We start from the raw sequence: 19,239 nt of genomic DNA, 5'->3' as shown, positions 1-19,239 counted from the left end.
GCCTCACGCGCCGAGATAGGATGGATAGCGGAGGTGGCGTCGAACGACGTCCACGAACTGCGGGTCGCGCTTGGCCGCCCAGACGGCTGCGGCATGACCCGCAGCCCAAATCAGCGCTCCGGGAATCCAGAGGTGGAGGCCGAGCGCGATTGCGGCCGCCAACGTGCCGTTGGCGATCGCAACCGTCCGGGGCGCACCGCCCATCAGGATCGGGTCGGTGAGCGCGCGATGGACCGGCGCGAAGAAGCCTGGCACCTCCGGATCGACGATCGCGGCCATTACACCAAGGCTCCGCCGGAGAAGCTGAAAAAGGTCAGGAAAAAGCTCGACGCGGCGAAGGCGATCGATAGGCCGAAGACGATCTGGATCAGCCGGCGGAAGCCGCCGGAGGTATCGCCGAAGGCGAGCGTCAGGCCGGTCACGGTGATGATGATGACCGACATGATCTTGGCGACCGGACCTTGCACCGACTCCAGTATCTGATTGAGCGGCGTCTCCCACGGCATCGAGGAGCCGGAGGCGTAAGCCGCGGGGGCAAAAGCGATGGAGATGAAGGCAATTGCCGCGAGCTCGGTGAAGCGGCGGCGAACGTCACGGATCGCGGGAGGGAACTGAATCATGATGGGTCCTTGGGAAGCGAGGATTGGCCGCCCGCTCCGGCCGATTGGACGCGGTAATCGCCAGTGGCGGGATCAAGACCGGCGACGAGGGCGAGTTCGGCGAGGCGGCGTTCGCTGCCACGGCCGCGCAGCACCGCGACGAGATCGATCGTCTCGGCGATCAGCGCCTTGGGAACGGTAAGGACGGCTTCCTGGATGAGCTGCTCGAGGCGGCGAAGCGCGCCCAGCGCCGTGCCGGCGTGTATCGTTCCGACTCCACCGGGGTGACCCGTGCCCCAGGCTTTGAGGAGCTCCAGGGCCTCGCTGCCTCGGACCTCGCCGACCGGAATGCGGTCGGGGCGCAGACGCAAGGAGGAGCGAACGAGATCGGACAGCGACGCGACACCGTCCTTCGTGCGCAGCGCAACCAGATTTGGGGCGCGGCATTGCAGCTCACGCGTATCCTCGATCAGGACCACGCGATCGGTGGTCCCGGCGATCTCGGCCAGCAGCGCGTTCGTCAGCGTTGTCTTGCCGGTCGAGGTGCCGCCAGCGACCAGGATGTTCTTGCGGGCGGCGACGGCTTCGCGGAGCACGCCCGCTTGTCCCGCCGTCATGATGCCGGCAGCCGCATAGTCGTCCAACGTGAAGACAGCGACGGCGGGCTTGCGGATCGCAAAGGCCGGCGCCGCAACGACGGGCGGCAGGAGTCCCTCGAACCTCTCCCCCGTCTCGGGAAGCTCGGCCGACACGCGCGGCCTCTCGGCATGCACCTCAGCGCCGACATGGTGCGCGACCAAGCGCACGATCCGCTCGCCGTCGGCGGCGGACATCGTCCGGCCGCTATCCTCCAGCCCGCCGGACAGCCGGTCGATCCAAAGCCGTCCATCGGGGTTGAGCATTACCTCGACGATCGCCGGGTCTTCGAGGAATGTCGCGATCGCAGGGCCAAGCGCGGTGCGCAGCATGCGTGCGCCACGCGAGAACGCTGCCGAATTGATTGGTGTGCCCGCCACGACCGTCCCCCGAAAGCCAACCGCGGCAAGCGATCAGCAACGGGGATGGATAGAAAAGGCAGGAAATGGGTTAGTTCAACAAGTATTCAGCTGTCGTAGGGAGCAGGCGTGGAGCGGCGAAAAAATACTTGCTTTAGAGAGGGCTAGACCCGGTGGCAGGTCGCACTAACACCCTTGTTGGAATCGCAGCCGACGACGGACACCAAGCATCTGACCGAATTTCGGTGGTCGAGACCGCGAAAGGTCTAGCCCTATCGATAGGTAGGGATCCGCAACGGCCTTGGGCTGCGCCGTGGTCTCGACGACCGCTCGCTCCAGACCCTGAGGGCCGGTGATGCCAATCTCGTGCGACCTTCGATGCTGCGACGCGGCGAGCGTCCCCCGTAGATCCCGAAACACCGCAGGCGCGGCCGAAGCGTTGTCGCGAGTAACATTAGGTGACTGCTCCCGATGGAGCGCTAGGCCTAGCTAGGCCTAGGCATAGAGCTCATTCTGCCTACCTCGAATAGTCAATCTGAAACGGTTTCCCGGACTTCCTCGTCGTGGAAAATCCCGACGATAGCAGCTCCCCCGTCCTTCGCTTCACTGATTAGGTCCACCACAGTCGCGCTGTTCGCAGCGTCAAGGGATTCCGTAGGCTCGTCCAGCAGTAGAATCGGATACCCGAGAGAGCGGGTGGACTGCGCCGTTCCCATCGTTTCTCCGGGGCGAGAGCTGATAGCCTGCCTTGGCGTATTGGAGCCCGTGGCGCGAGTCAGCTCAGCTTAGCGGAGCTTGATCAACGCTCGACGAAACTTGAGGACAAAGACTCTAGGCGCCTCCTCATGACGTGACCGTTGTCCTCCGAAGGCTGACGTCAAGGGAATTCGGTTTGGAATGAGGTAGAAAAGGGCAATGAGTTTCCGTAGGTTGTGAGTCTGCCGGCAAGCTGCCCATTCTGGAAAATTCTTGTGCTGGAGGGTAGGCTGGCAAATTGTACAAACAAGGAACACAACTCCCACACGCCGAGGACCGAGACGAGCAAGCTGTCCCCAGCATGCCAATGAACATGTTCCCATCGGGACACCTCCCATTGACCGCGGCCGATTTCGCAAGGCCGGACCCAAAATTTCTGCCATGTATGCATCAACACAGGGTGAAAGTGCCGGTATGCCCGATGGGACTGCATCCATCACAATGCCCAGCCGCCGCAAGCCGAGAGTAAGTTGGTTCGGCTTCGATTATGAGCCTATGAACGTCGCTTCTCTCTTTTCAACAAACGCGCGTGCTCCTTCCGCTGCGTCAGCTGTCGTCATGAGGAAACGGTTGAACATTTGTTCTAACCTGAGTCCGGTTGCCAAATCGACATCCCGCCCCCTGAGTGACAACTCTTTAGATGCTTGCACTGCCAAGGGTGGGTTACGGGCCAAGCGTTCGGCTTGCTCCCAGGCTTTTTGAAACACCTGATCCGCAGGCACGACTAAATTCACCAAACCCCATCTTTCGGCGACCGCGGCACCAATCGAATCCCCGGCGAGTAACATCTGCATCGCTATCGGATAAGGAAGTTGTGCAAGCAAGCGTTGAGTTCCTCCATTACCCGCGATGATACCTCGCTTCACTTCGGGTACACCAAACTGCGCGTGTTCAGCAGCGACACGAATATCCGTTGCAAGCAGCAACGTCATTCCACCACCAAGACACCACCCATTAACTGCCGCGACAACTGGCTTCCAGATTTCAAGCCCGCGGTTGAGTAGTGGTTCGCGCTGCGTTCGCCACATCTCGGCGGGGCCTGGGGGGTTCGGGATTTCATCCTTCAGATCGGCACCAGCGCAAAATGCCTTGCAACCCGCTCCCGTGATGATGGCGGCCCGAATATTGCGATCGTCTCGAACTTGCGTCCAAGCCGATGATAGTTCGCTATAGTGCGAGCGATCGAGAGCATTCATGCGCGTCGGGCGATTAATGGTGATGATCGCAATGCTATTACGCAGCTCAAAATCAATGCTCATGATTCATTTCCTGGAGAGGCAGATCTTTCGGGACGCAGATTGAGACTCCACTCGCGTACGCTAGTACATCTCGACTCATCCGCCTGGCGGGCGCATCCGGATCACCACTTTCAACGTCTCGGACGATTTTTCGATGAATGCGAGAGACCGCGCTTCACTGCTCTATCGTATTGAAATTCGTGACATCTGTTGCCGCAAATTCGCGCTCACATGCAGACAACGCGATATGGGAGGGTAAGCAGAAGCAGGCCCCTGATCAGACCACACGTCGCCCCCTCCCAACCAAGGCATTGCGCGAGACGCGCGCTTCGAACTCACCGCGAGGGTTTCGTGTCACGACGAGCCCGAAACACTCATCAAGAAGCGCGAGTACGCGCTGCGTATGGGGTCGAAGCTTCTCTAGCCCGTACATCTTTACAACGTATTCGGCTAGCGACTGGAGAACGCTCTGCTCGTCCCTTCCGTGGAAGACGAACGGGTCCGTGATGCGCTGCACCGTTACCTCATCGAACTGCGCTACGGCGAACAAATCGAGCACCTCGCCCGCGGTAAAATGAGGATAGTCATGCGGTGTCACCGAATAACGAGACACCACGTCAGCGAACCAGCGGGCAGTGGGGGAGCCCTCCTCGAAGTCATGAAGAACAAGGATACCACCGGGCCGGAGAATTCGCGCGGCCGCCTGGACCGCGGTGGCGCGCTGAGCACGCGGGATGTGATGTGTGCCGTAAGCCATCAGCACACCATCCACCGATGCGTCTCTAATCCAGAACGGATCGGTCGCGCTTTGCCACGTCGCAAATAGGCCGTCGCGGATGCAACGGTCGACCATGAACTGAGATATATCAGAATTGATGAACGTCGGGCAGCGCGCCGTACCCAAGAGTTGTTGGGCTACCTTGTTCACGTATCCGTCGCCAGCGAGAAGATCGCAGATGATCAATGATGAACAAAGTCCGTCGCGACCATCGGGGTGCATCTTATCCAGAAGATCCATCACACCCTCCGATCGTGCCAGCAGCGACAGTTGGATGCTATCAAGGTAGTCCAACCCACGCCCTTCCGACGTAAACTCATTGCGCGAGAGATTGGCCAGGTTGGTAAAGGCGGATGATTCTCCAACTATTGTGGGCTCGATGGCCTTAAAGGCGATTGGGTTTAACTTTTTCAACTCGGCGAGGCGAAAATCTAGGCTATTTGAAAACATCGTAGTTCTCCATGGTGATCAACCGCCGGTGACTAGAGCGATAGAAGCGCCACAGTACTGGCTAAGCACGCAGCATTCCGGCGCGCCCTTCAATCTCATCCTTCGGGCAACTCGTCTAACCAACAGGCGCCTTCACGGTGCAGCCGAGAAAAGATCGTTCCGATCTTTTCTGGAGCCTTGCTTTGATGATAACGCATATACAATCGGCCATCGGCTCCAAGATCGAGGATCTCGATCTTTCCCGTGTAGTGCGACATGGCGTATTTGAATGTTTTTTGGATGCCGCTGAGACGTTGGTTGATCTTGCGTGCAATCTCGATTCCGCGGCGTAGCGAAACCTGAAAATGCGACGCGCCCCTCACCGGCCTGGCCTGAAAGAGATAATAGGGGCGAACACCCATTTGGTGGCACTTAGCGAAGGTGGCAGCCAAGATCTCAGGATCATCATTGACTTTTGCGAGAAGCACCGTTTGGTTCAGTAACTGCACACCCTGTGCACGCAAGGAGCGAATGTTCCGCTCCGCATCGACAGATATTTCGCCGATGTGATCGAAGTGCGTGACAATCACTGCGGCCTTACCCGCTTCATGGATCCGTTGGAACAATCTCGGTAGAGCAGGATCCTCGAATCGCTTGGGTTGATAGGCTAATGCTTTCGTGCCAAATCGAATCGAAGTCAGATGTGGAATTGGCAGCAGATGATCAAGTATTTTGTCCAGCTTGGCCGTGCCGAGCATGAATGCATCGCCTCCCGATAGCAGCACGTTCGTCATCTCGGGATGGCTGGCAATATATTGCGCAATTTGGTCGAAATCAGTCGCTATTTCATCGGAGTCCTTGCCGACGATGCGTTTGCGAAGGCAATATCGGCAATATGAAGCGCAACGATCCGTTACCAGCAACAACCCGGTTTGGGCATACTTATGCTGGAATCCGGGCACAATCGTGTTTTCATGCTCACCGCTGGTATCCAGATGGCCAGGACTGTCGAACTCCTTGAGTGAGGGCTCCACGATGTACTTCAGCTGGTCATAGTAGCCACTGTTGGTGATCTGCTCACGGTAGAACTTTGTCACCTGATAACGCGTTATGCTGTTGGCTTGCAGTTCGCTTTCGCTAACGACTCGCGTTTCCTCGATGAAATTCATCACCGCAGCGTGGGGGCGCGGATCCGAGTAGGTGGGTGGTGCAGGCAGATGAGCGGCTGCTGATTGTTCTCGTCTGCCAAGGGTTGGGATCGAGATAGGGTCGATACCGTGAAATTGCGACGGCGTACTCGCGGTTGTCCGCTTGTCATCTAAACGCGTGCCCCTTCCGACCTTGCATTTGATAGTATTCGACATAGCGCCCTCTTTTTCGTTCATAGAACCCGCCATCTGACCGAAGCAGCCTCGCGCACGAGCAACAGCTAGGCCCTGCTACCAGCTAAGCTCGGTCGTAAGGTGAAGAGGCCTCAAGATCCGCTGCTCAACGGCTCGAGCCCAGAAAACTCAGCCTTATGCTCCACCCGTCCGATTAGGTCGGAAGGGCTTGCCTTGAAGTACCGGTCGTTGCCTCAACGTTGTACGAAAGTTCACGAGTCCTGCATCAGCCAATTGCCAGTCCATGAACGAACACTCCGCTTCTACTGCTGTCTCAGCAATCGGCGTGCCAAAGACATCGCGCGAGCCTTGCCCTAGGAACCAGGGGCGTGTTTCGCTGCGCCAGCGAAGACTTGCACCTTTATGTCGGGTATGGAACATAAACGGCTTGAACGGATCGCGCCAAACACGTCTCGCGCAAAGCTCACCAAATTTTATGTGACGGCTCTAGCGTCGCTTGACCAATTCCGTCGTGAACGTGTGATGCGCGCGAAGGACCAGAGGGAGAATGCACGTTTCTTGCGCTGGCATAAGATCACAGACGAGTAGATCGGCCAGTTGGCTTCGCCCTCACAGATCCGGGCGGGCCGCTTTCCCGCACTCCGGATCTTCCCGCGGAGCCCGCGTCATATCCACACCTGCGCACATGTGCGATTAATGCGTGGAGTTGGCAGGCGAACGCGGTCCTCAAGGCGTCGAACTCCGGCCGGCCATGCGCCAGCTTTTCTGGCTGCGCCGTCTCACACCACGCAACCAGGTCCGACGCACTCCCCGGTAGAAGCCGCTGAGCGAAGGAGAGTTGTGCGGCCATAGTAGCCGTAGTGGCAACGGCGAGCGGCGACGAACCATTCGTGCTGTGTAACCGGTATGAGCTCCCACGTCCGCGATGATTAGCGGTCGCGGGCGTAGCGAATGGGCATCCAGTGCTGGCGCAGCGCCTCGACGACGGCTGGGATATCGAGGTAGGCGTTACGGAGGAAATCCTCGGTTTTGCGACCGCTTCGTGGCGGTCCGAGCAGCGGACGGGCCTGATCGTCGCGACAATGCAGCAGGATGGGGAGCAGCAGGCCGTGATTGACGTTGTTGACGTCGAGCAACGGCGCCCACGCCGACAGTCTGAGCCGCATCGCAGCATAGAAACCCTGGCACCAGGGATGCGCATCGATGTTGCCGCTGGGGTCGCGCCGGTGCATCGGCTCGAACCGATCGGGGGCAGTCGAGAGGGTGTTGCTGATGTCGTTGTGGGGCAGCGCGACGGCGGAGATCACTCCGGCGTGCCGCCATGGTTGAAAGCGTCGGCATCGATCGCGAGCAGCGGGCAGATCCAATCGAGCGGGCTCATCGACACCGGTCCGGCCACGATCGCGGCGGTATAGCCGTCGAGCATGGGAATGCTGGTGGCGGCAGGATGGCGATCGACGCGATCCTGGAGCCATCGCTCGAGCTCCGCAAGCGACATCGCGGCTGACGCCATCGACGATGCTGCCTTATGGCGACGTGGGCTCATGCCGCCGCCTGCGGTGTGTGCCGGCGCGCCGCCTTCCAGTTCCAGGCGAGCAGCTCGTGCAGCTGATGGCTCTTGGTTCGCCCAGACACGATGCGCTCCAGCACATCGGTCAGGTAGGCCTGCGGGTCGAGCTCATGGAGTTTTGCCGTGTTCACGAGCGACGCCAGGATCGCCCAGCTCTCGGCGCCGCCTTCGCTGCCGCTGAACAATGAGTTGCGTCTTCCCATCGCAATCGGGCGCATGGAACGCTCGACTGTGTTGCTGTCAACTTCGACACGGCCGTCGCGGAGAAACAGCGTCAACCCGTCCCAGTGATTGAGTGCGTAGTTGATTGCCTCCGCCAGCTTCGATTGGGAGAAGAGCTGGCCGACCATTGCGGTCAGGCGCGTCCTGAGCGCCTCCATCAATGGAGCGGACCTGGTGCCGCGGGTGGCCAGCCGCTGCTCGGCAGCTGCTGCCACGGATCTCTGCTTCGATGGCATAGACCGCCTGCAGGCGCTCGATCACTTCGCGCGCGAACGCCGACTGGGTCTTCTTATACACCTCGACGAATTTGCGGCGGGCGTGGGCGACACAAAAGGCGAGTTGGATCGCGCCGCCATGATCGCGGGCGAGCGCTTTGTAGGCGGCATAACCGTCGACCTGCAGAATGCCGGAAAAGCCCATCAACTGTCTGGCGATCTCCGCCGTGCCGCGGCCGTCGGCGAACACGTAGGCCACCGCCGGCGGCGAGGGACCGCCCCATGGCCGGTCATCCATGGCATGCGCCCAGAACTGGCAGATGCGCGGGCGATGTCGTCCGGGATCGAGCACCGGCATCGGCGTCTCGTCGCAGAACAGGCGCGGCGCGGTCTGGATCGTGCGCAGCTGAAGCGCATAGAGGCTCCTGAGCCACCAGGCCGCACGCTTCACCCAGCCGGCAAGCGTCGCCCGGTCGAGATGGACACCCTGGCCGGCCAGAATTTGCACCTGTCGGTACAGCGGCAGATACCAGGCGAACTTCGAGACTACCACGTGGCTCACGAGTGCGGTCGAAGCCATGCCGCTCTCGATCAGGCGCGGCAGCACCTTCGCCTGGATCACACCATCGGTGCAGCGGCGGCAGCCGTACTTGGGACGGACCGTCCGCAGCACCCGCAGGATCGCCGGGATGATGTCCAGCACCTCGCTGACGTCCTCGCCGATCTTGTGAAGCTGGCCCTTGCAACACGGGCATGCGGTCGCCTCCGGCTCCAGCACATGCTCACAGCGCGGCAGGTGCTTTGGAAGCGCGCCGATGTTGCGGCGCGCCTTCTTCCGCAGTGGCTTGCCGGGCGGCTTTGCCGCAGCTGCATCGTCGTTGGCAGCTGCAGGCGGCGTGACGTCGGTCTCAAGATCGCCAAGCTCAAGCGCGAGCTGCTCGGCCACGAGCGCGGCAAGCCGCTCCGAGCGCTTCCCGAAGATCATGTCCTTGAACGTTTGCATTGCTACGCGCAGCGTCTCGTTCTCAGCGTCAAGCGCGAGCACCATCTCGGTCAGAGCTGCCGGATCGGTCGGGAGAGTGTCGGGGCGAATCGCCATGACCAGACGATACATCCGTGCGACCCATGCTCCAGTGAAATCCTCACTTCTCAGCCGACAATGGCCGGCTGCTTCACAGGCTTGGGCGACACACGCGTCCACTCGAGCCCGTCGAGTAGCATCGCAAGCTGCGTCGCACTGAGATGCACAACGCCGTCGCGGATCGGCGGCCAGGTGAAACGCCCCTGGTGCAACCACTTCGTTACCAACACCATGCCGCTGCCGTCCCACGCCAGAAGCTTCACTCTGTCCATGCGCTTGCTGCGGAACACGAAGACGTCGCCGCAATATGGGTTCGCGCGCAGTGCTTCGCTCACCAGCGCCGACAGCGTATGCACCGACTTACGAAAGTCGACCGGCTGGGCCGCCAGCACCACCTTGAGGTCTGACCGTAGAGCAATCACCGGATCCCTCGAAGCGCCGATAGCACCACCGAAAGCGTCGCCAGTTCCACCCCCGGCTCGACCCGGATGCGCGCCCCGTTCACCTCGATCTCGACCACTCCACAGACCTTGGCCGGCGGCGTGGCAATCTCCACGGGCTTCGTCTGTACCGGCGAAATACACTCGGACTTGCCAACCCTCCCGCCATCGCTCTCGGCGCCAATTTGGATAGGCACGAAGTTCTGGGCTTTGCCGGCCAGCGCCGCCGCTACCTGGCGGCGCCACACCGTGAGCAGTCCGCGAGAAACGCCATTGCGCCGCGCCACCTCGGAGATGTTCGCCCCCTCCTCAAAGCTCTCTGCCGCGATCCGGGCCTTCTCCTCGCTCGTCCACCGTCGCCGCCGGCGCTCCCCAGTGATCACCTCAACGCGGCGATAAGAGTCACCTTCCTGCCTGGCATCAAGCATGGCATTTGCCATCGCGCCACCTCCACCGATCAGCTCTTGCCAGCCTGTATCGCAGACAAGCTTCGTCACTGCGAGGTGAGGCCCTCATGCCGGTTACCGTGCTGTGTGGCTAGTGGCGAGTGCATAAGCCGCCAAGCTCAAGCACAACGCCCTCAGCTTGCGCGTCAGGCGTTCCCCTTCCGTCTTGTGATTCACGATGAACGGGCCGTCCCAGGTCAGCCCGCAGTAATGGATGACGCCGAGAACGGCAAAGGTTTCGGGTCGCCGTTCGCCGCGCCGCTCACGCAAGAGGGCCGCGAACCGGCCACACTCGATCAGCCGCGTCTCGCCCTCATGGAGTGCCAGGCCGAAGCTGGCCAGCCCAAATAATCGGTGATCTCGGCAAGCGTGCCGGTTTCCTACTTTGCGCGAAGAATTTCTCGATCTCCAGCACGTTTGTGGCTTGGCGAACGATCATAGCGGCGCGGCGTCCTGATAGGGCTGACCGAGCATCTTCTTCGCGGCGCGAAGATGCGGCTTGTCGATCATCATGCCGTCGAGACGCAGCGTGCCGGAGTTCGGATTGCTTGCGAACGCCGCGATCACCTTCTGCGCCCAGGTACGTTCAGCCTCCGTCGGCTCGAACGCCGCATTGACGACGTCGACATGCTTGGGGTGGATCAGCGCCTTGGCCGAAAAGCCGTCCCGCCGCGCCGCGCGCGTCTCCTGCTCGAGCCCTGCAAGATTATCGATGTCAGTAAAGACGGTATCGATCGCGGCAACCTCGGCCGCGGCCGCCGCCATCAGGCAGAGATCGCGCGCCAGACGATAGGGGCTGTGGAACACGCCGCCGCTGGCCCTTTCGGTAGCGCCGAGCGAAGCTGACAGATCCTCCGCACCCCACTTCAGGCCGGTGAGGCGCGGAGAGCAGCCGTTGTAGCTGCCGAGACCGAAGATCGAGCCGGCGGTCTCGGTAGCCACGCAGACGATGCGGGTTGCGCCGACCGTGATGCCGGCCGCAGCCTCCAGCGCTTCGAGCCAAGAGGCAATCCGCCGGACGTCGTCGCCGCCCTGCGACTTCGGTAGCACGATGCCGTCGGGCTTGCCTGGCATGACAGCGGCGAGATCGGCAAGTGTCATCCCGGTGTCGAGCGCGTTGACCCGGACATAGAGTTGGTGCAGGCCGCGCCTACCCGTGACCATCGCCAACGTCAGCTTGCGCGCCTCTTTTTTCTTCTCGGTGACGACGGAATCCTCGAGATCGATGATCAGCGCGTCGGCCTTGCCTTCGCTCGCCTTCTCGAATTTTCGCGGAGAATCCCCCGGCACAAACAGCATCGAACGCATTAGACGGCTCTTACGCATCATCCTTAGACGTCATCGCGGTGAACCCCGAACAGGATCTAGCGATAACTTCTTCTTTCCGAGTACCGCGGCGACAAGCCCATTCCCGCTCCCACGGCGCGAGTTCTGCTGCGCGGCGTGATTGTCAATGTCTCAGCCGCTAATCGCCCGCCAACGCCGAAACAGAAACAATATCAATACGCCCATCACTGGGACGATCAACACCACAGTCGAGATTGCCGGGAGTATGGGTGTGACTTCGAACAAGATGCCGTCCCAGAGCCGCACCGGCAGCGTCTTGTTGCGCGCACCACTTAGGAAGAACGACAAGATCACTTCATCAAAAGACACATGGAAGGCCAGTAACGCGCTACCAACCAGAGCGGTACTGATTTGCGGCAGCGTTACACGCCAGAACGTCTGCCAAGGCTGCGCTCCCAAATTGGCGGATGCCTGCGCCAGGTCGGGGCTCAGCGTTTGTAAGCGGCTTCCCATCATGACAACGACAAACGGCAAGGCGACTACAGTGTGCATCACCGCTATGCCTGTAACGGTGCCAACCATCCCGAGTTCAACAAATATGAAATACGCAGACGCCGCGATCACCACCGAAGGAACAATCTGAGGCGACATGAACACGGCCTCAGCAATCCCGCGCAGGCGTGCGGGCAAACGCCTAATCCCCATCGCCGCCAACGTCCCGAGCACGGTCGCGTTGATCATGACTATCGAGGCAACCTTTACCGAGAGCCAGAACGATTCCATCCATCTCGCGTCGGAAAAGAACAGACGGTACTGAGTCAGCGATGGATGGGAAGGAACGATCTCAAAACGAGTCGAGTCGTTGAACGACATTGGAATCACAGCGAATACCGGAAGGAGAAGGAACAGAATTGTGCCAACTCCAGCGAGCGCAAGGAGGATCCGCATTCCAGTGCTTTGGGGGCGATATTGAGACATGCCGGAAATGGTCTCGAAACCGTGGTATTCAGACTGCCTTCAACACTGTCGCTTCGGGTAAGAGCGCGCGATAGATCATGTATAGAATCAGCGTCGAGGCGAGTAGGCTCGTCGACAATGCAAATGCAAGCGACCAATTCAGCACTTCCTTGACGTTGAATGCGATGAGGTTTGCTACCATCATCTCCCGTGTCCCACCGAGCATTGCAGGCGTGATGTAGAAACCTAGGCCCATGATGAACGTCAGAAGCACGGCCACCGCGGCGCCCGGAACAGTGAGCGGCAGCGTCACGCGAATGAAGGTCCGCATTTCGCTCGCGCCCAGGCTAGAAGAAGCTGTTTTCAGTTCCCGCGGTATTGCCAAGAGCGAGCTCAAGATAGGCAATATGGCATACGGCAAGAGCATGTTCACCATCGCGACAACCACCGCAAAGCGGTTGTACATGAGCTCAAGTGGTTGAAAAATCAAACCGCTATCTACCAGGAGCCGGTTGATCAATCCTGTATCCTGCAGGATGAGCATCCACACATAGTTCCTCACCAAGACAGACAACATGAACGGAAATGAGATCAGGCCGATCGCAATCGTGCGCCACTTCGAGTCCAGTGAGGCGATGAAGTACGCACACAGGTATCCGACGATCAGACAAATCGCACAAACGATGAGCGCCACCTCGAATGTTCTCAGAAATACCGAACGGTATAGAGGAACTTCCACTAGACGACGGTAATGCGAAAAATCGAGAGCCGTCGATCCGACACTTTGGGCGATACTTCCAGCAATCGGGAGCAGGAAGAACACGCCAAGGAATGCTGCTGGAAGAGCCATCAGCGCGGCAGTGGCACCGTAGCTGCCGAGATAGCGGCTCATGCAGTCACCATACGCGCGTCGACGATGTGTGCCCCCTCCGAATTCACGATGACAGGGTTGAGGTCGAGCTCAATCAGATCATTTCTTCGATCCCAGCAGAATCGAGACACCTTCTCAATTAGCTCCACGAGCGCTTGTTGCGCCACTTTGTCGCCACCTCGGAAGCCGGACAAGAGGGGCGAGATGCGGGACGCGTTTACGATTGCGGCCGATTCCACGGCGGTCATAGGCGCTAGCCTGCAATTCACATCCTTCATGATTTCGATCCACACGCCGCCCGCACCGAAGAAGATTGCGGGCCCGAACTGCGGGTCGATCTTCGCCCCGATAAAGCATTCGATCCCCTTCCCTATCATAGGAGTGACTAAGGCCTTGGGATTCTCCTCCCCCAGCCGGGCCGCGATACCTTCGAGTTTCGTATACGCTACCGCTGCGTCTTCATCGGTAGCTATACTAAGCAATACTCCACCAACATCCGACTTATGAATTGCTCGCGACGACACTAATTTCATTGCCACTGGCACACCAGCCTTTGACATCACTTGGCGTGCTTCTGCAGAGCTGCGTACAACCCACGAGGGCGGCATTGCTATGCCTGCTTCGCTCAGGATCCGACGGCATTCATCTTCAAGCAGCACCGCGTCCACGACGTCTTCATGGGCATCAGCATGCGCTTGCACCTCAACAAGAGCCGACAAGGTTTTGCGCTGCATCAATGCAGCCATGCCTTTTGCCGAAGACTCAAGCTTTCCATAGACAGGTACGCCTGCAAGATGCAGGGGGCGCAAAGTACTCGGATGGCTGTCTGCATGATCGCTGTGGATCAATACGGGTTTACCCGAGGCAGTGGCAAGCTGACCAATGCGCTCAGCTGCAGCCGATTCAGCAGACTTCACTCCACTCAACAATTCGCCACCAGGCGCCATCAAGTGGTAGCCGCCGAAGTGACCGGCAAAGATGACACCACTCACAGCCGGATCTTCGAGACATGCTTGCAGCACCCCTGGGATGCTTTCGGGGTTCGATTCAGCCACGCCAGCGAAGTCGACTGGATTTCCGATGCCGCTGCGCACCGGCAACAGAGTCTTCAGCTTTTCATGGGTGCTAGGCGAAAAGCTAGCAAGCGTAAGCCCTAGGCGCCCAGCAGTATCGGCCACCATGGTCGCATGGCCGCCGCCATCAGACAGGATCGCAACCGCGTTGCTTCGAAGCCTCTTCCCAATTGAGAAAGCCAGGGCGACATCAAACGCCTCATCGATTTCTTGGGCTCGATACACCCCGGCCGCGCGGAGGGCGGAGTCAGCAATGATGTCATCACCGGCCAGCGATCCGGTGTGAGACTGGACTGCCCGGCGCCCCTCTTCCGATCCGCCAGGTTTGAGAATAACAACCGGCTTTCGGATTGCCGAACGCGACAGAACGTCTATCAACCTGCGCCCGTCATTGGGCGCGAAGCCTTCACAATAGATCAAGATGACATTCGTCTCGTCGTCCAACAACAGAACCTCAACCAGCTCTGAGATGGTGAGATCAGCGCTATTCCCCACGGCAAGAATGCTGGAGAAGCCGACCTGACGCGCGTGCGCATAGCGCGTAAAGCTGAGCGCAATATTCCCGCTTTGGGTAATCAGACCGATATGACCGCTTGGAATCTCCCAACCGAGCGTGTTCACCCCGCCAGCAGCGCTAAAAACGCCAGCACTGTTGGGTCCCAGCATGCGGATACCGCGATCGCGCAGGGTGGCTACCATCTCACGCTCTGCGACGCGCCCCGCCTCACCGGTCTCGCCGAAACCAGCCGAGACAACGATGACGGCCTTCGCATTCGCGGCCGCACATTCGCCGACGACGTTGGCCACGAATTCAGACGGCACCATCACGACCGCCAGATCTACCGCATCCGGCAGTTCCTTTAGAGTTCGGTAAGCGCGCTTTCCATCGAGTTGATCGGCGGAGGGATGAATCGGGTAGATAGCTCGGTCGCCGCGTGCAGTCAGGGCACTCCGCCAGCGCCGTCCGCCAGCTTTGTGTACGGCCGCAGTAGCGCCAATCATCGCGATGGAGCGCGGCCGCAGAAAACTGTCGGCCAACGATTCAACCGGAGCGCTCATGTGTCAGCGCCCCTTCCAAACGGGCTGACGCTTTTCGGCAAAGGCGAGAGGGCCCTCCTTGGCGTCTTCACTCGCATGCATCAATGCCAATCCGGCGGCAACAAAGCGCATAAATTCTTGCGGATGTTCGTGCAAACCTCGCCAGCCAAGTTCCTTGGTGATCTTGACCGCCATCGGAGCATTCTCGGCGATAGACCCGGCGAGCTGCAAAGCTGTCGGCAATAGCTCGTCAGGCGCAACAACTTGGCTAATGAGCCCGGTTTCATATGCGCGCTGCGCATTAATGTGCTTGCCTGTGAGCAACATTTCCATCGCGACGGCGAACGGAATCGTCTGCACGAGTCTCATTGCCCCATACCCATGCAGGACAGCTCGCTTCACTTCGGGACACCCGAATGACGCCTGTGTCGAGGCAATGCGTAGATCGCACGCCAATGCGAGCTCGAGGCCGCCAGCCAGACAATACCCGTTAATGGCAGCAATTACCGGCTTGCGAACTTGGATGGCCTGTCCGAGCCGATACGATCGATCATCGTCCCAAAGTTCCGCGACGCCACCGCCAAAATTTGCCCCGTGCAGGCTTTTCAGATCAGCGCCAGCACAAAAGGACTTTTCTCCGGCACCGGTGAGGATACACACTTTCAGTTCTGGGTCTCGATCGAATTCACCAAAGTATTCGCCCATGGAGGCGACCACCTCTGCATCATAGGCATTCATTGCAGCCGGGCGGTTGATGGTTAGGATGGCCACTTGACCACGACGTTCGAAGACGACCTTTTCCATAGAATCACTCATTGCCTTTAAGGTTTCGCGGCCCCTAAGTCGATTAGCTCAGTCGCCATTCGTTAAACTGCTCCGTGACACGAGCCAGGTTCGGCCCCCACCACTCACCGTTAAAGAGGAATCCCGCTTCAAAGTTTTTCGGTGCGGACGGCAGCAAATCGAGGATCGAAGGCGCTACTAGTGGAAGCGCCTTACGATTTGTTGGTCCGTATGCGATGTACTTTGTGAGCTCAGCCTGACGGTCGGGGCGAATCGCGAACTCGATAAAGCGCATCGCCTGGTCGTAGTTCTTCGATCCTTTTGGAATGACCCAGCCCTCGTATGAGATTGCGGCCCCTTCGTACGAAACGCGAATAGGCTTGCCCGCGAGTTGGGATGTGACACCTCGGGTCCATGGCGTCATTACAATCTCGCGCGAAAGAAGCATCTGCTCGACCTGTGGGAACTGGGTCCACCAGACGGCGGTTCGCTTAAATTTTTCCAAGCTTTTGAGAGCTCTTTCGACGTCGAGCGGATAGAGCTTTTCTTTCGGAACGCCGTCCGCCAGGAGTGCGAACTCCAGTAAATAAGTGACCGAAGAGAGCATGCCGCGGCGCCCCTTGAACTTGTCCGTGTCCCACACGTCACTCCACGTAGTAGGGACGGACTGAGCGCTGAATACCTCACTATTGTAGGCAAGTTGCGCAGCGAACGTGACGCAGCCACAGCAGTAGTCGGTCACCGTCTGGGGAAGCAGATCCGCGGCTGAAAATCTGCTGTAGTCCAACTTCTCAAGAAGCCCATCGAGCAGAGCCGTGTAGCGCAGGCGATCTGGCAGCGAGATCAGATCCCATTCGACATTGCGGGAGCCCACCTGCGCTTTCAGGCGCGCTAGTTCAACGCCTGTTGTCGCAACGATACGGATGCCGGTCTCCTTCTCAAATGGCTCGAACAGCGCCTTGACTTGCCCTTCTTGATAAGCGCCACCGAAGCCTGCAAAGACAAGCTCCTTGCTGCTCTGCGCGCGCGCCCGTATCGCAGGAAGAGCTAGCGCGGCGGAAGCGGTCGCCATCGTGGCAACGAAGCGACGGCGCGTGGTCATGCGGCTTTCGATTGTCATGGGTGGCTTCCTTTCGGCACTGGGGAGATGAGCACTAACTCGGAGGGATGCCAGGAAACTCGAGCGTCTTCGCCCGGCTCGGGCAGCCATCGAGAATTGCCGCCGATCGGCTTCGATAAAAGACGGGTGCCGTCCGACAATTGCAGAGTCACTCGGAACGTGTCGCCGCAGAAGATGCGCTGAAGGACTCGGCCTCGCAGTTCACGAGATGCATCTGCTGTAGGCGGGAATAGGTCGATGGCCTCAGGGCGAACGAGGCAGGTGACAGATGCACCCGAGCTAACTGAGGAGGGCTCATCCATCTGGACTCGCAGTCCTGAGCCCAACACCAGCTCAGCTCGGCCCGCATCCACTTCGACGCGCCCTTTGAGGACGTTGGATTCACCGAGGAAGCCCGCAACAAATTCATTTTGGGGTCGGTAGTAGAGGTCCGCGGGATTGCCAGTCTGTTGAACTACCCCATCGTTAATAACGACGATCACGTCCGACATCACGAGTGCTTCGGTTTGGTCGTGAGTGACAGCGATCGTGGTAATCTTCAGCTCGCGTTGAAGATTGCGGATCTCAAGCTGCATTTCCTCACGTAGCCGCTTATCAAGCGCCGCAAGCGACTCGTCCATCAGCAGCACCGGCGGACGGAATATCACGGCCCGAGCAAGCGCGACGCGCTGTTGTTGACCACCGGAGAGATCCGAAGGTCGTCGAGTTGCCAAGTGCGAGAGCCGCACCATCTCAAGCGCTTCTTTAACCGCGACTTCAATCTCGCGCTTTCGCATCCCGCGCATTTGAAGTGGGTAGGCCAGATTGCCAGCGACTGTAAGGTGCGGGAACAGCGCGTATTGCTGGAATACGAAACCGACGTTGCGCTTTTGCGGGGCTAGACCTGTGACCTCGCGGTTACCTATCAGTATTGCCCCTGTAGAGGGTTGTTCGAATCCCGCAATCATTTTGAGCAGGGTAGTTTTTCCTGAGCCGCTCGGTCCAAGCAAAGTCACGAACTGCCCCGGCTCAATCGAGAGTGACGTCGAACGCACGACTTCTAGATTACCGAAGCGCTTGCTCACGTCGCGAATCTCAAGCCTGCCGCGATCGTTCGTCCCTGATCGTTCTGCGTACATCGTCATCGAACTCGGCGATTCAGGTGATGCCAATAAACCAATCGAATTTCTCTGGCCTAAATGTAGGACCTATGGTAACGGTCCGTCAAGCAAATTGTTGGACCAATTGTTCGACGCGAGGTAAGACCGCAATGAAGCCAGATAAGCCCACCCTGGACATCGATGTCATTCAGACGCCGAAGAAGTCCGGCGTCCTCGCAGCCATGTTGCGCGAGAAAATCTTGAATGACGAACTGCGAGAGGGTGACCCTCTTCCTTCCGAGCGCGAGCTTGTAGAAAAGACTGGGATTAGTCGCACCTCGGTTCGCGAGGCGCTTAGCCTGCTAGAAGCAGACGATCTCATCACGACGCGACCCGGGCGAAACGGCGGGGCCGTTGTGCAGAAGCCTGGGCCGGCGATCATGACCCGCCCGATTCAACTCCTGATTCGCGGCCGCCGGCTCCCCTTTCAAGCGATTATTGAAACTCGAGAAGCGCTCGAACCAAACGGCGCGAGCCTAGCAGCGATCCACCGTACCGATGACGACCTTGAGCGTATGGAGCGCGCATGCCTGGAATTGGAGTCATCCTTGGATGATGTAAGCCGGTATCTCAAGGCCAACACAAAGTGGCACTTAGCTGTAATGCAGGCGAGCCACAACGACCTGTTGATCGGATTCATGCTCGCGATTTCAGACGTCATGCACGCAGCAACCGACATCGATGAATTCAATACGGCTGAATCGCGGGTCGCGGTGGCCAAAGCGCATCGGCGCGTAATGGATGCAATCTTGCGCCAAGACGCAGCGGCCGCACGCAGGCGTATGGAACGACATGTGGTCGCCTATTCGAAGCAGATCGCGCCTCATGCGCCAGCCAACATCTCACTCGAAGACTAGAC

Annotated in this window: 18 protein-coding genes and 4 pseudogenes; 2 read left to right on the top strand and 20 right to left on the bottom strand. The window is 59.2% G+C overall.

The window, feature by feature from the left end; translation table 11 throughout:
* Window positions 1-3: 3 nt before the first annotated feature.
* The 4 genes and pseudogenes from I6F09_RS32665 to I6F09_RS32650 form a co-directional block, all read right to left on the bottom strand.
* The gene (locus tag I6F09_RS32665) at window positions 4-279 is read right to left on the bottom strand and encodes a VirB3 family type IV secretion system protein (RefSeq protein WP_225130570.1); all 276 of its coding nucleotides are present in this window, start codon (window positions 277-279) and stop codon (window positions 4-6) included.
* Window positions 279-620 carry a TrbC/VirB2 family protein gene (locus I6F09_RS32660; RefSeq protein WP_109141606.1) on the bottom strand — a complete coding sequence of 114 codons (342 nt, stop codon included), beginning with the start codon at window positions 618-620 and terminating at the stop codon, window positions 279-281. Before I6F09_RS32660 ends, I6F09_RS32665 begins: the two co-directional genes overlap by 1 nt.
* Complete coding sequence (gene trbB / locus I6F09_RS32655) at window positions 617-1,615, bottom strand: P-type conjugative transfer ATPase TrbB (RefSeq protein WP_225145024.1); 999 nt, start codon at window positions 1,613-1,615, stop codon at window positions 617-619. The genes I6F09_RS32660 and trbB overlap by 4 nt, the downstream gene beginning before the upstream one ends.
* Before the next feature lie 509 nt (window positions 1,616-2,124).
* Window positions 2,125-2,277 (bottom strand): annotated as a pseudogene (locus tag I6F09_RS32650) (phosphonate C-P lyase system protein PhnL); the annotation flags it as partial.
* 13 nt (window positions 2,278-2,290) lie between these two features.
* Between I6F09_RS32650 and I6F09_RS32645 the strand changes: the two are divergent.
* A pseudogene (locus tag I6F09_RS32645) lies at window positions 2,291-2,374 on the top strand (IclR family transcriptional regulator); the annotation flags it as partial.
* A gap of 347 nt (window positions 2,375-2,721) precedes the next feature.
* On the opposite strand, the pseudogene I6F09_RS32640 reads toward I6F09_RS32645, so the two are convergent.
* From I6F09_RS32640 to I6F09_RS32565, 16 genes and pseudogenes are all read right to left on the bottom strand, one after another.
* Window positions 2,722-2,814 (bottom strand): annotated as a pseudogene (locus I6F09_RS32640) (amino acid ABC transporter permease); the annotation flags it as partial.
* Between the two features lie 21 nt (window positions 2,815-2,835).
* A complete protein-coding gene (locus I6F09_RS32635; protein WP_225145023.1) occupies window positions 2,836-3,609 on the bottom strand; it encodes an enoyl-CoA hydratase/isomerase family protein in 774 nt (257 codons plus the stop codon).
* A 256-nt stretch (window positions 3,610-3,865) separates the two neighbouring features.
* Entirely contained in the window at window positions 3,866-4,816 is a 951-nt protein-coding gene (locus I6F09_RS32630) for a class I SAM-dependent methyltransferase (RefSeq protein ID WP_225145022.1), read from the bottom strand.
* Window positions 4,817-4,911: 95 nt separating this feature from the next.
* Window positions 4,912-6,180: a lysine 2,3-aminomutase gene (locus tag I6F09_RS32625; RefSeq protein WP_225145021.1), complete on the bottom strand. Its 1,269-nt coding sequence runs from the start codon at window positions 6,178-6,180 to the stop codon at window positions 4,912-4,914.
* An 887-nt stretch (window positions 6,181-7,067) separates the two neighbouring features.
* Window positions 7,068-7,445 (bottom strand): UPF0149 family protein, encoded by a 378-nt coding sequence (locus I6F09_RS32620; RefSeq protein ID WP_225145020.1) that lies wholly within the window; start codon window positions 7,443-7,445, stop codon window positions 7,068-7,070.
* Window positions 7,442-7,684: a hypothetical protein gene (locus tag I6F09_RS32615; RefSeq protein ID WP_225145019.1), complete on the bottom strand. Its 243-nt coding sequence runs from the start codon at window positions 7,682-7,684 to the stop codon at window positions 7,442-7,444. The genes I6F09_RS32620 and I6F09_RS32615 overlap by 4 nt, the downstream gene beginning before the upstream one ends.
* Window positions 7,681-9,244 (bottom strand): annotated as a pseudogene (locus tag I6F09_RS32610) (IS66 family transposase). Before I6F09_RS32610 ends, I6F09_RS32615 begins: the two are co-directional and overlap by 4 nt.
* Window positions 9,245-9,294: 50 nt before the next feature.
* On the bottom strand, window positions 9,295-9,648 hold the full coding sequence (gene tnpB / locus I6F09_RS32605) for an IS66 family insertion sequence element accessory protein TnpB (RefSeq protein WP_069279868.1): 354 nt from the start codon (window positions 9,646-9,648) through the stop codon (window positions 9,295-9,297).
* Window positions 9,645-10,106, bottom strand: a complete 462-nt coding sequence (locus I6F09_RS32600; protein WP_141343522.1) for a transposase — start codon at window positions 10,104-10,106, stop codon at window positions 9,645-9,647. The genes tnpB and I6F09_RS32600 overlap by 4 nt, the downstream gene beginning before the upstream one ends.
* A gap of 441 nt (window positions 10,107-10,547) precedes the next feature.
* Window positions 10,548-11,420 carry a CoA ester lyase gene (locus I6F09_RS32595; RefSeq protein WP_225189857.1) on the bottom strand — a complete coding sequence of 291 codons (873 nt, stop codon included), beginning with the start codon at window positions 11,418-11,420 and terminating at the stop codon, window positions 10,548-10,550.
* A gap of 150 nt (window positions 11,421-11,570) precedes the next feature.
* Complete coding sequence (locus I6F09_RS32590; RefSeq protein WP_225145017.1) at window positions 11,571-12,272, bottom strand: ABC transporter permease; 702 nt, start codon at window positions 12,270-12,272, stop codon at window positions 11,571-11,573.
* Window positions 12,273-12,405: 133 nt separating this feature from the next.
* A complete protein-coding gene (locus tag I6F09_RS32585) occupies window positions 12,406-13,248 on the bottom strand; it encodes an ABC transporter permease (RefSeq protein ID WP_225145016.1) in 843 nt (280 codons plus the stop codon).
* The gene (locus I6F09_RS32580; protein WP_225172857.1) at window positions 13,245-15,359 is read right to left on the bottom strand and encodes an acetate--CoA ligase family protein; all 2,115 of its coding nucleotides are present in this window, start codon (window positions 15,357-15,359) and stop codon (window positions 13,245-13,247) included. The genes I6F09_RS32585 and I6F09_RS32580 overlap by 4 nt, the downstream gene beginning before the upstream one ends.
* A 3-nt stretch (window positions 15,360-15,362) precedes the next feature.
* Window positions 15,363-16,142 (bottom strand): enoyl-CoA hydratase-related protein, encoded by a 780-nt coding sequence (locus I6F09_RS32575; RefSeq protein ID WP_225145014.1) that lies wholly within the window; start codon window positions 16,140-16,142, stop codon window positions 15,363-15,365.
* A gap of 43 nt (window positions 16,143-16,185) precedes the next feature.
* Window positions 16,186-17,241, bottom strand: coding sequence for an ABC transporter substrate-binding protein (locus I6F09_RS32570; RefSeq protein WP_225145013.1), 1,056 nt, complete (start codon window positions 17,239-17,241; stop codon window positions 16,186-16,188).
* Window positions 17,238-18,365 carry an ABC transporter ATP-binding protein gene (locus I6F09_RS32565; protein ID WP_225145012.1) on the bottom strand — a complete coding sequence of 376 codons (1,128 nt, stop codon included), beginning with the start codon at window positions 18,363-18,365 and terminating at the stop codon, window positions 17,238-17,240. The genes I6F09_RS32570 and I6F09_RS32565 overlap by 4 nt, the downstream gene beginning before the upstream one ends.
* 125 nt (window positions 18,366-18,490) lie before the next feature.
* Between I6F09_RS32565 and I6F09_RS32560 the strand changes: the two genes are divergently transcribed.
* A complete protein-coding gene (locus tag I6F09_RS32560) occupies window positions 18,491-19,237 on the top strand; it encodes a FadR/GntR family transcriptional regulator (protein WP_225145011.1) in 747 nt (248 codons plus the stop codon).
* Window positions 19,238-19,239 lie beyond the last annotated feature (2 nt).

It is taken from the genome of Bradyrhizobium sp. IC3195, assembly GCF_020193585.1.
Classification (GTDB): Bacteria; Pseudomonadota; Alphaproteobacteria; order Rhizobiales; family Xanthobacteraceae; genus Bradyrhizobium; species Bradyrhizobium yuanmingense.
This window is presented reverse-complemented; position numbering and strand designations above follow the sequence as displayed.

What these genes read in the sequence shown, in the direction of transcription:
- I6F09_RS32625 (WP_225145021.1), bottom strand. Translation starts at nt 6,180, where the DNA reads ATGAACGAAAAAGAGGGCGCTATGTCGAATACTATCAAATGCAAGGTC.
- I6F09_RS32575 (WP_225145014.1), bottom strand. Translation starts at nt 16,142, where the DNA reads ATGGAAAAGGTCGTCTTCGAACGTCGTGGTCAAGTGGCCATCCTAACC.
- I6F09_RS32585 (WP_225145016.1), bottom strand. Translation starts at nt 13,248, where the DNA reads ATGAGCCGCTATCTCGGCAGCTACGGTGCCACTGCCGCGCTGATGGCT.
- I6F09_RS32630 (WP_225145022.1), bottom strand. Translation starts at nt 4,816, where the DNA reads ATGTTTTCAAATAGCCTAGATTTTCGCCTCGCCGAGTTGAAAAAGTTA.
- I6F09_RS32665 (WP_225130570.1), bottom strand. Translation starts at nt 279, where the DNA reads ATGGCCGCGATCGTCGATCCGGAGGTGCCAGGCTTCTTCGCGCCGGTC.
- I6F09_RS32635 (WP_225145023.1), bottom strand. Translation starts at nt 3,609, where the DNA reads ATGAGCATTGATTTTGAGCTGCGTAATAGCATTGCGATCATCACCATT.
- I6F09_RS32595 (WP_225189857.1), bottom strand. Translation starts at nt 11,420, where the DNA reads ATGCGTTCGATGCTGTTTGTGCCGGGGGATTCTCCGCGAAAATTCGAG.
- I6F09_RS32570 (WP_225145013.1), bottom strand. Translation starts at nt 17,241, where the DNA reads ATGACAATCGAAAGCCGCATGACCACGCGCCGTCGCTTCGTTGCCACG.
- I6F09_RS32660 (WP_109141606.1), bottom strand. Translation starts at nt 620, where the DNA reads ATGATTCAGTTCCCTCCCGCGATCCGTGACGTTCGCCGCCGCTTCACC.
- I6F09_RS32590 (WP_225145017.1), bottom strand. Translation starts at nt 12,272, where the DNA reads ATGTCGTTCAACGACTCGACTCGTTTTGAGATCGTTCCTTCCCATCCA.
- I6F09_RS32600 (WP_141343522.1), bottom strand. Translation starts at nt 10,106, where the DNA reads ATGGCAAATGCCATGCTTGATGCCAGGCAGGAAGGTGACTCTTATCGC.
- I6F09_RS32560 (WP_225145011.1), top strand. Translation starts at nt 18,491, where the DNA reads ATGAAGCCAGATAAGCCCACCCTGGACATCGATGTCATTCAGACGCCG.
- I6F09_RS32565 (WP_225145012.1), bottom strand. Translation starts at nt 18,365, where the DNA reads ATGACGATGTACGCAGAACGATCAGGGACGAACGATCGCGGCAGGCTT.
- I6F09_RS32615 (WP_225145019.1), bottom strand. Translation starts at nt 7,684, where the DNA reads ATGAGCCCACGTCGCCATAAGGCAGCATCGTCGATGGCGTCAGCCGCG.
- I6F09_RS32580 (WP_225172857.1), bottom strand. Translation starts at nt 15,359, where the DNA reads ATGAGCGCTCCGGTTGAATCGTTGGCCGACAGTTTTCTGCGGCCGCGC.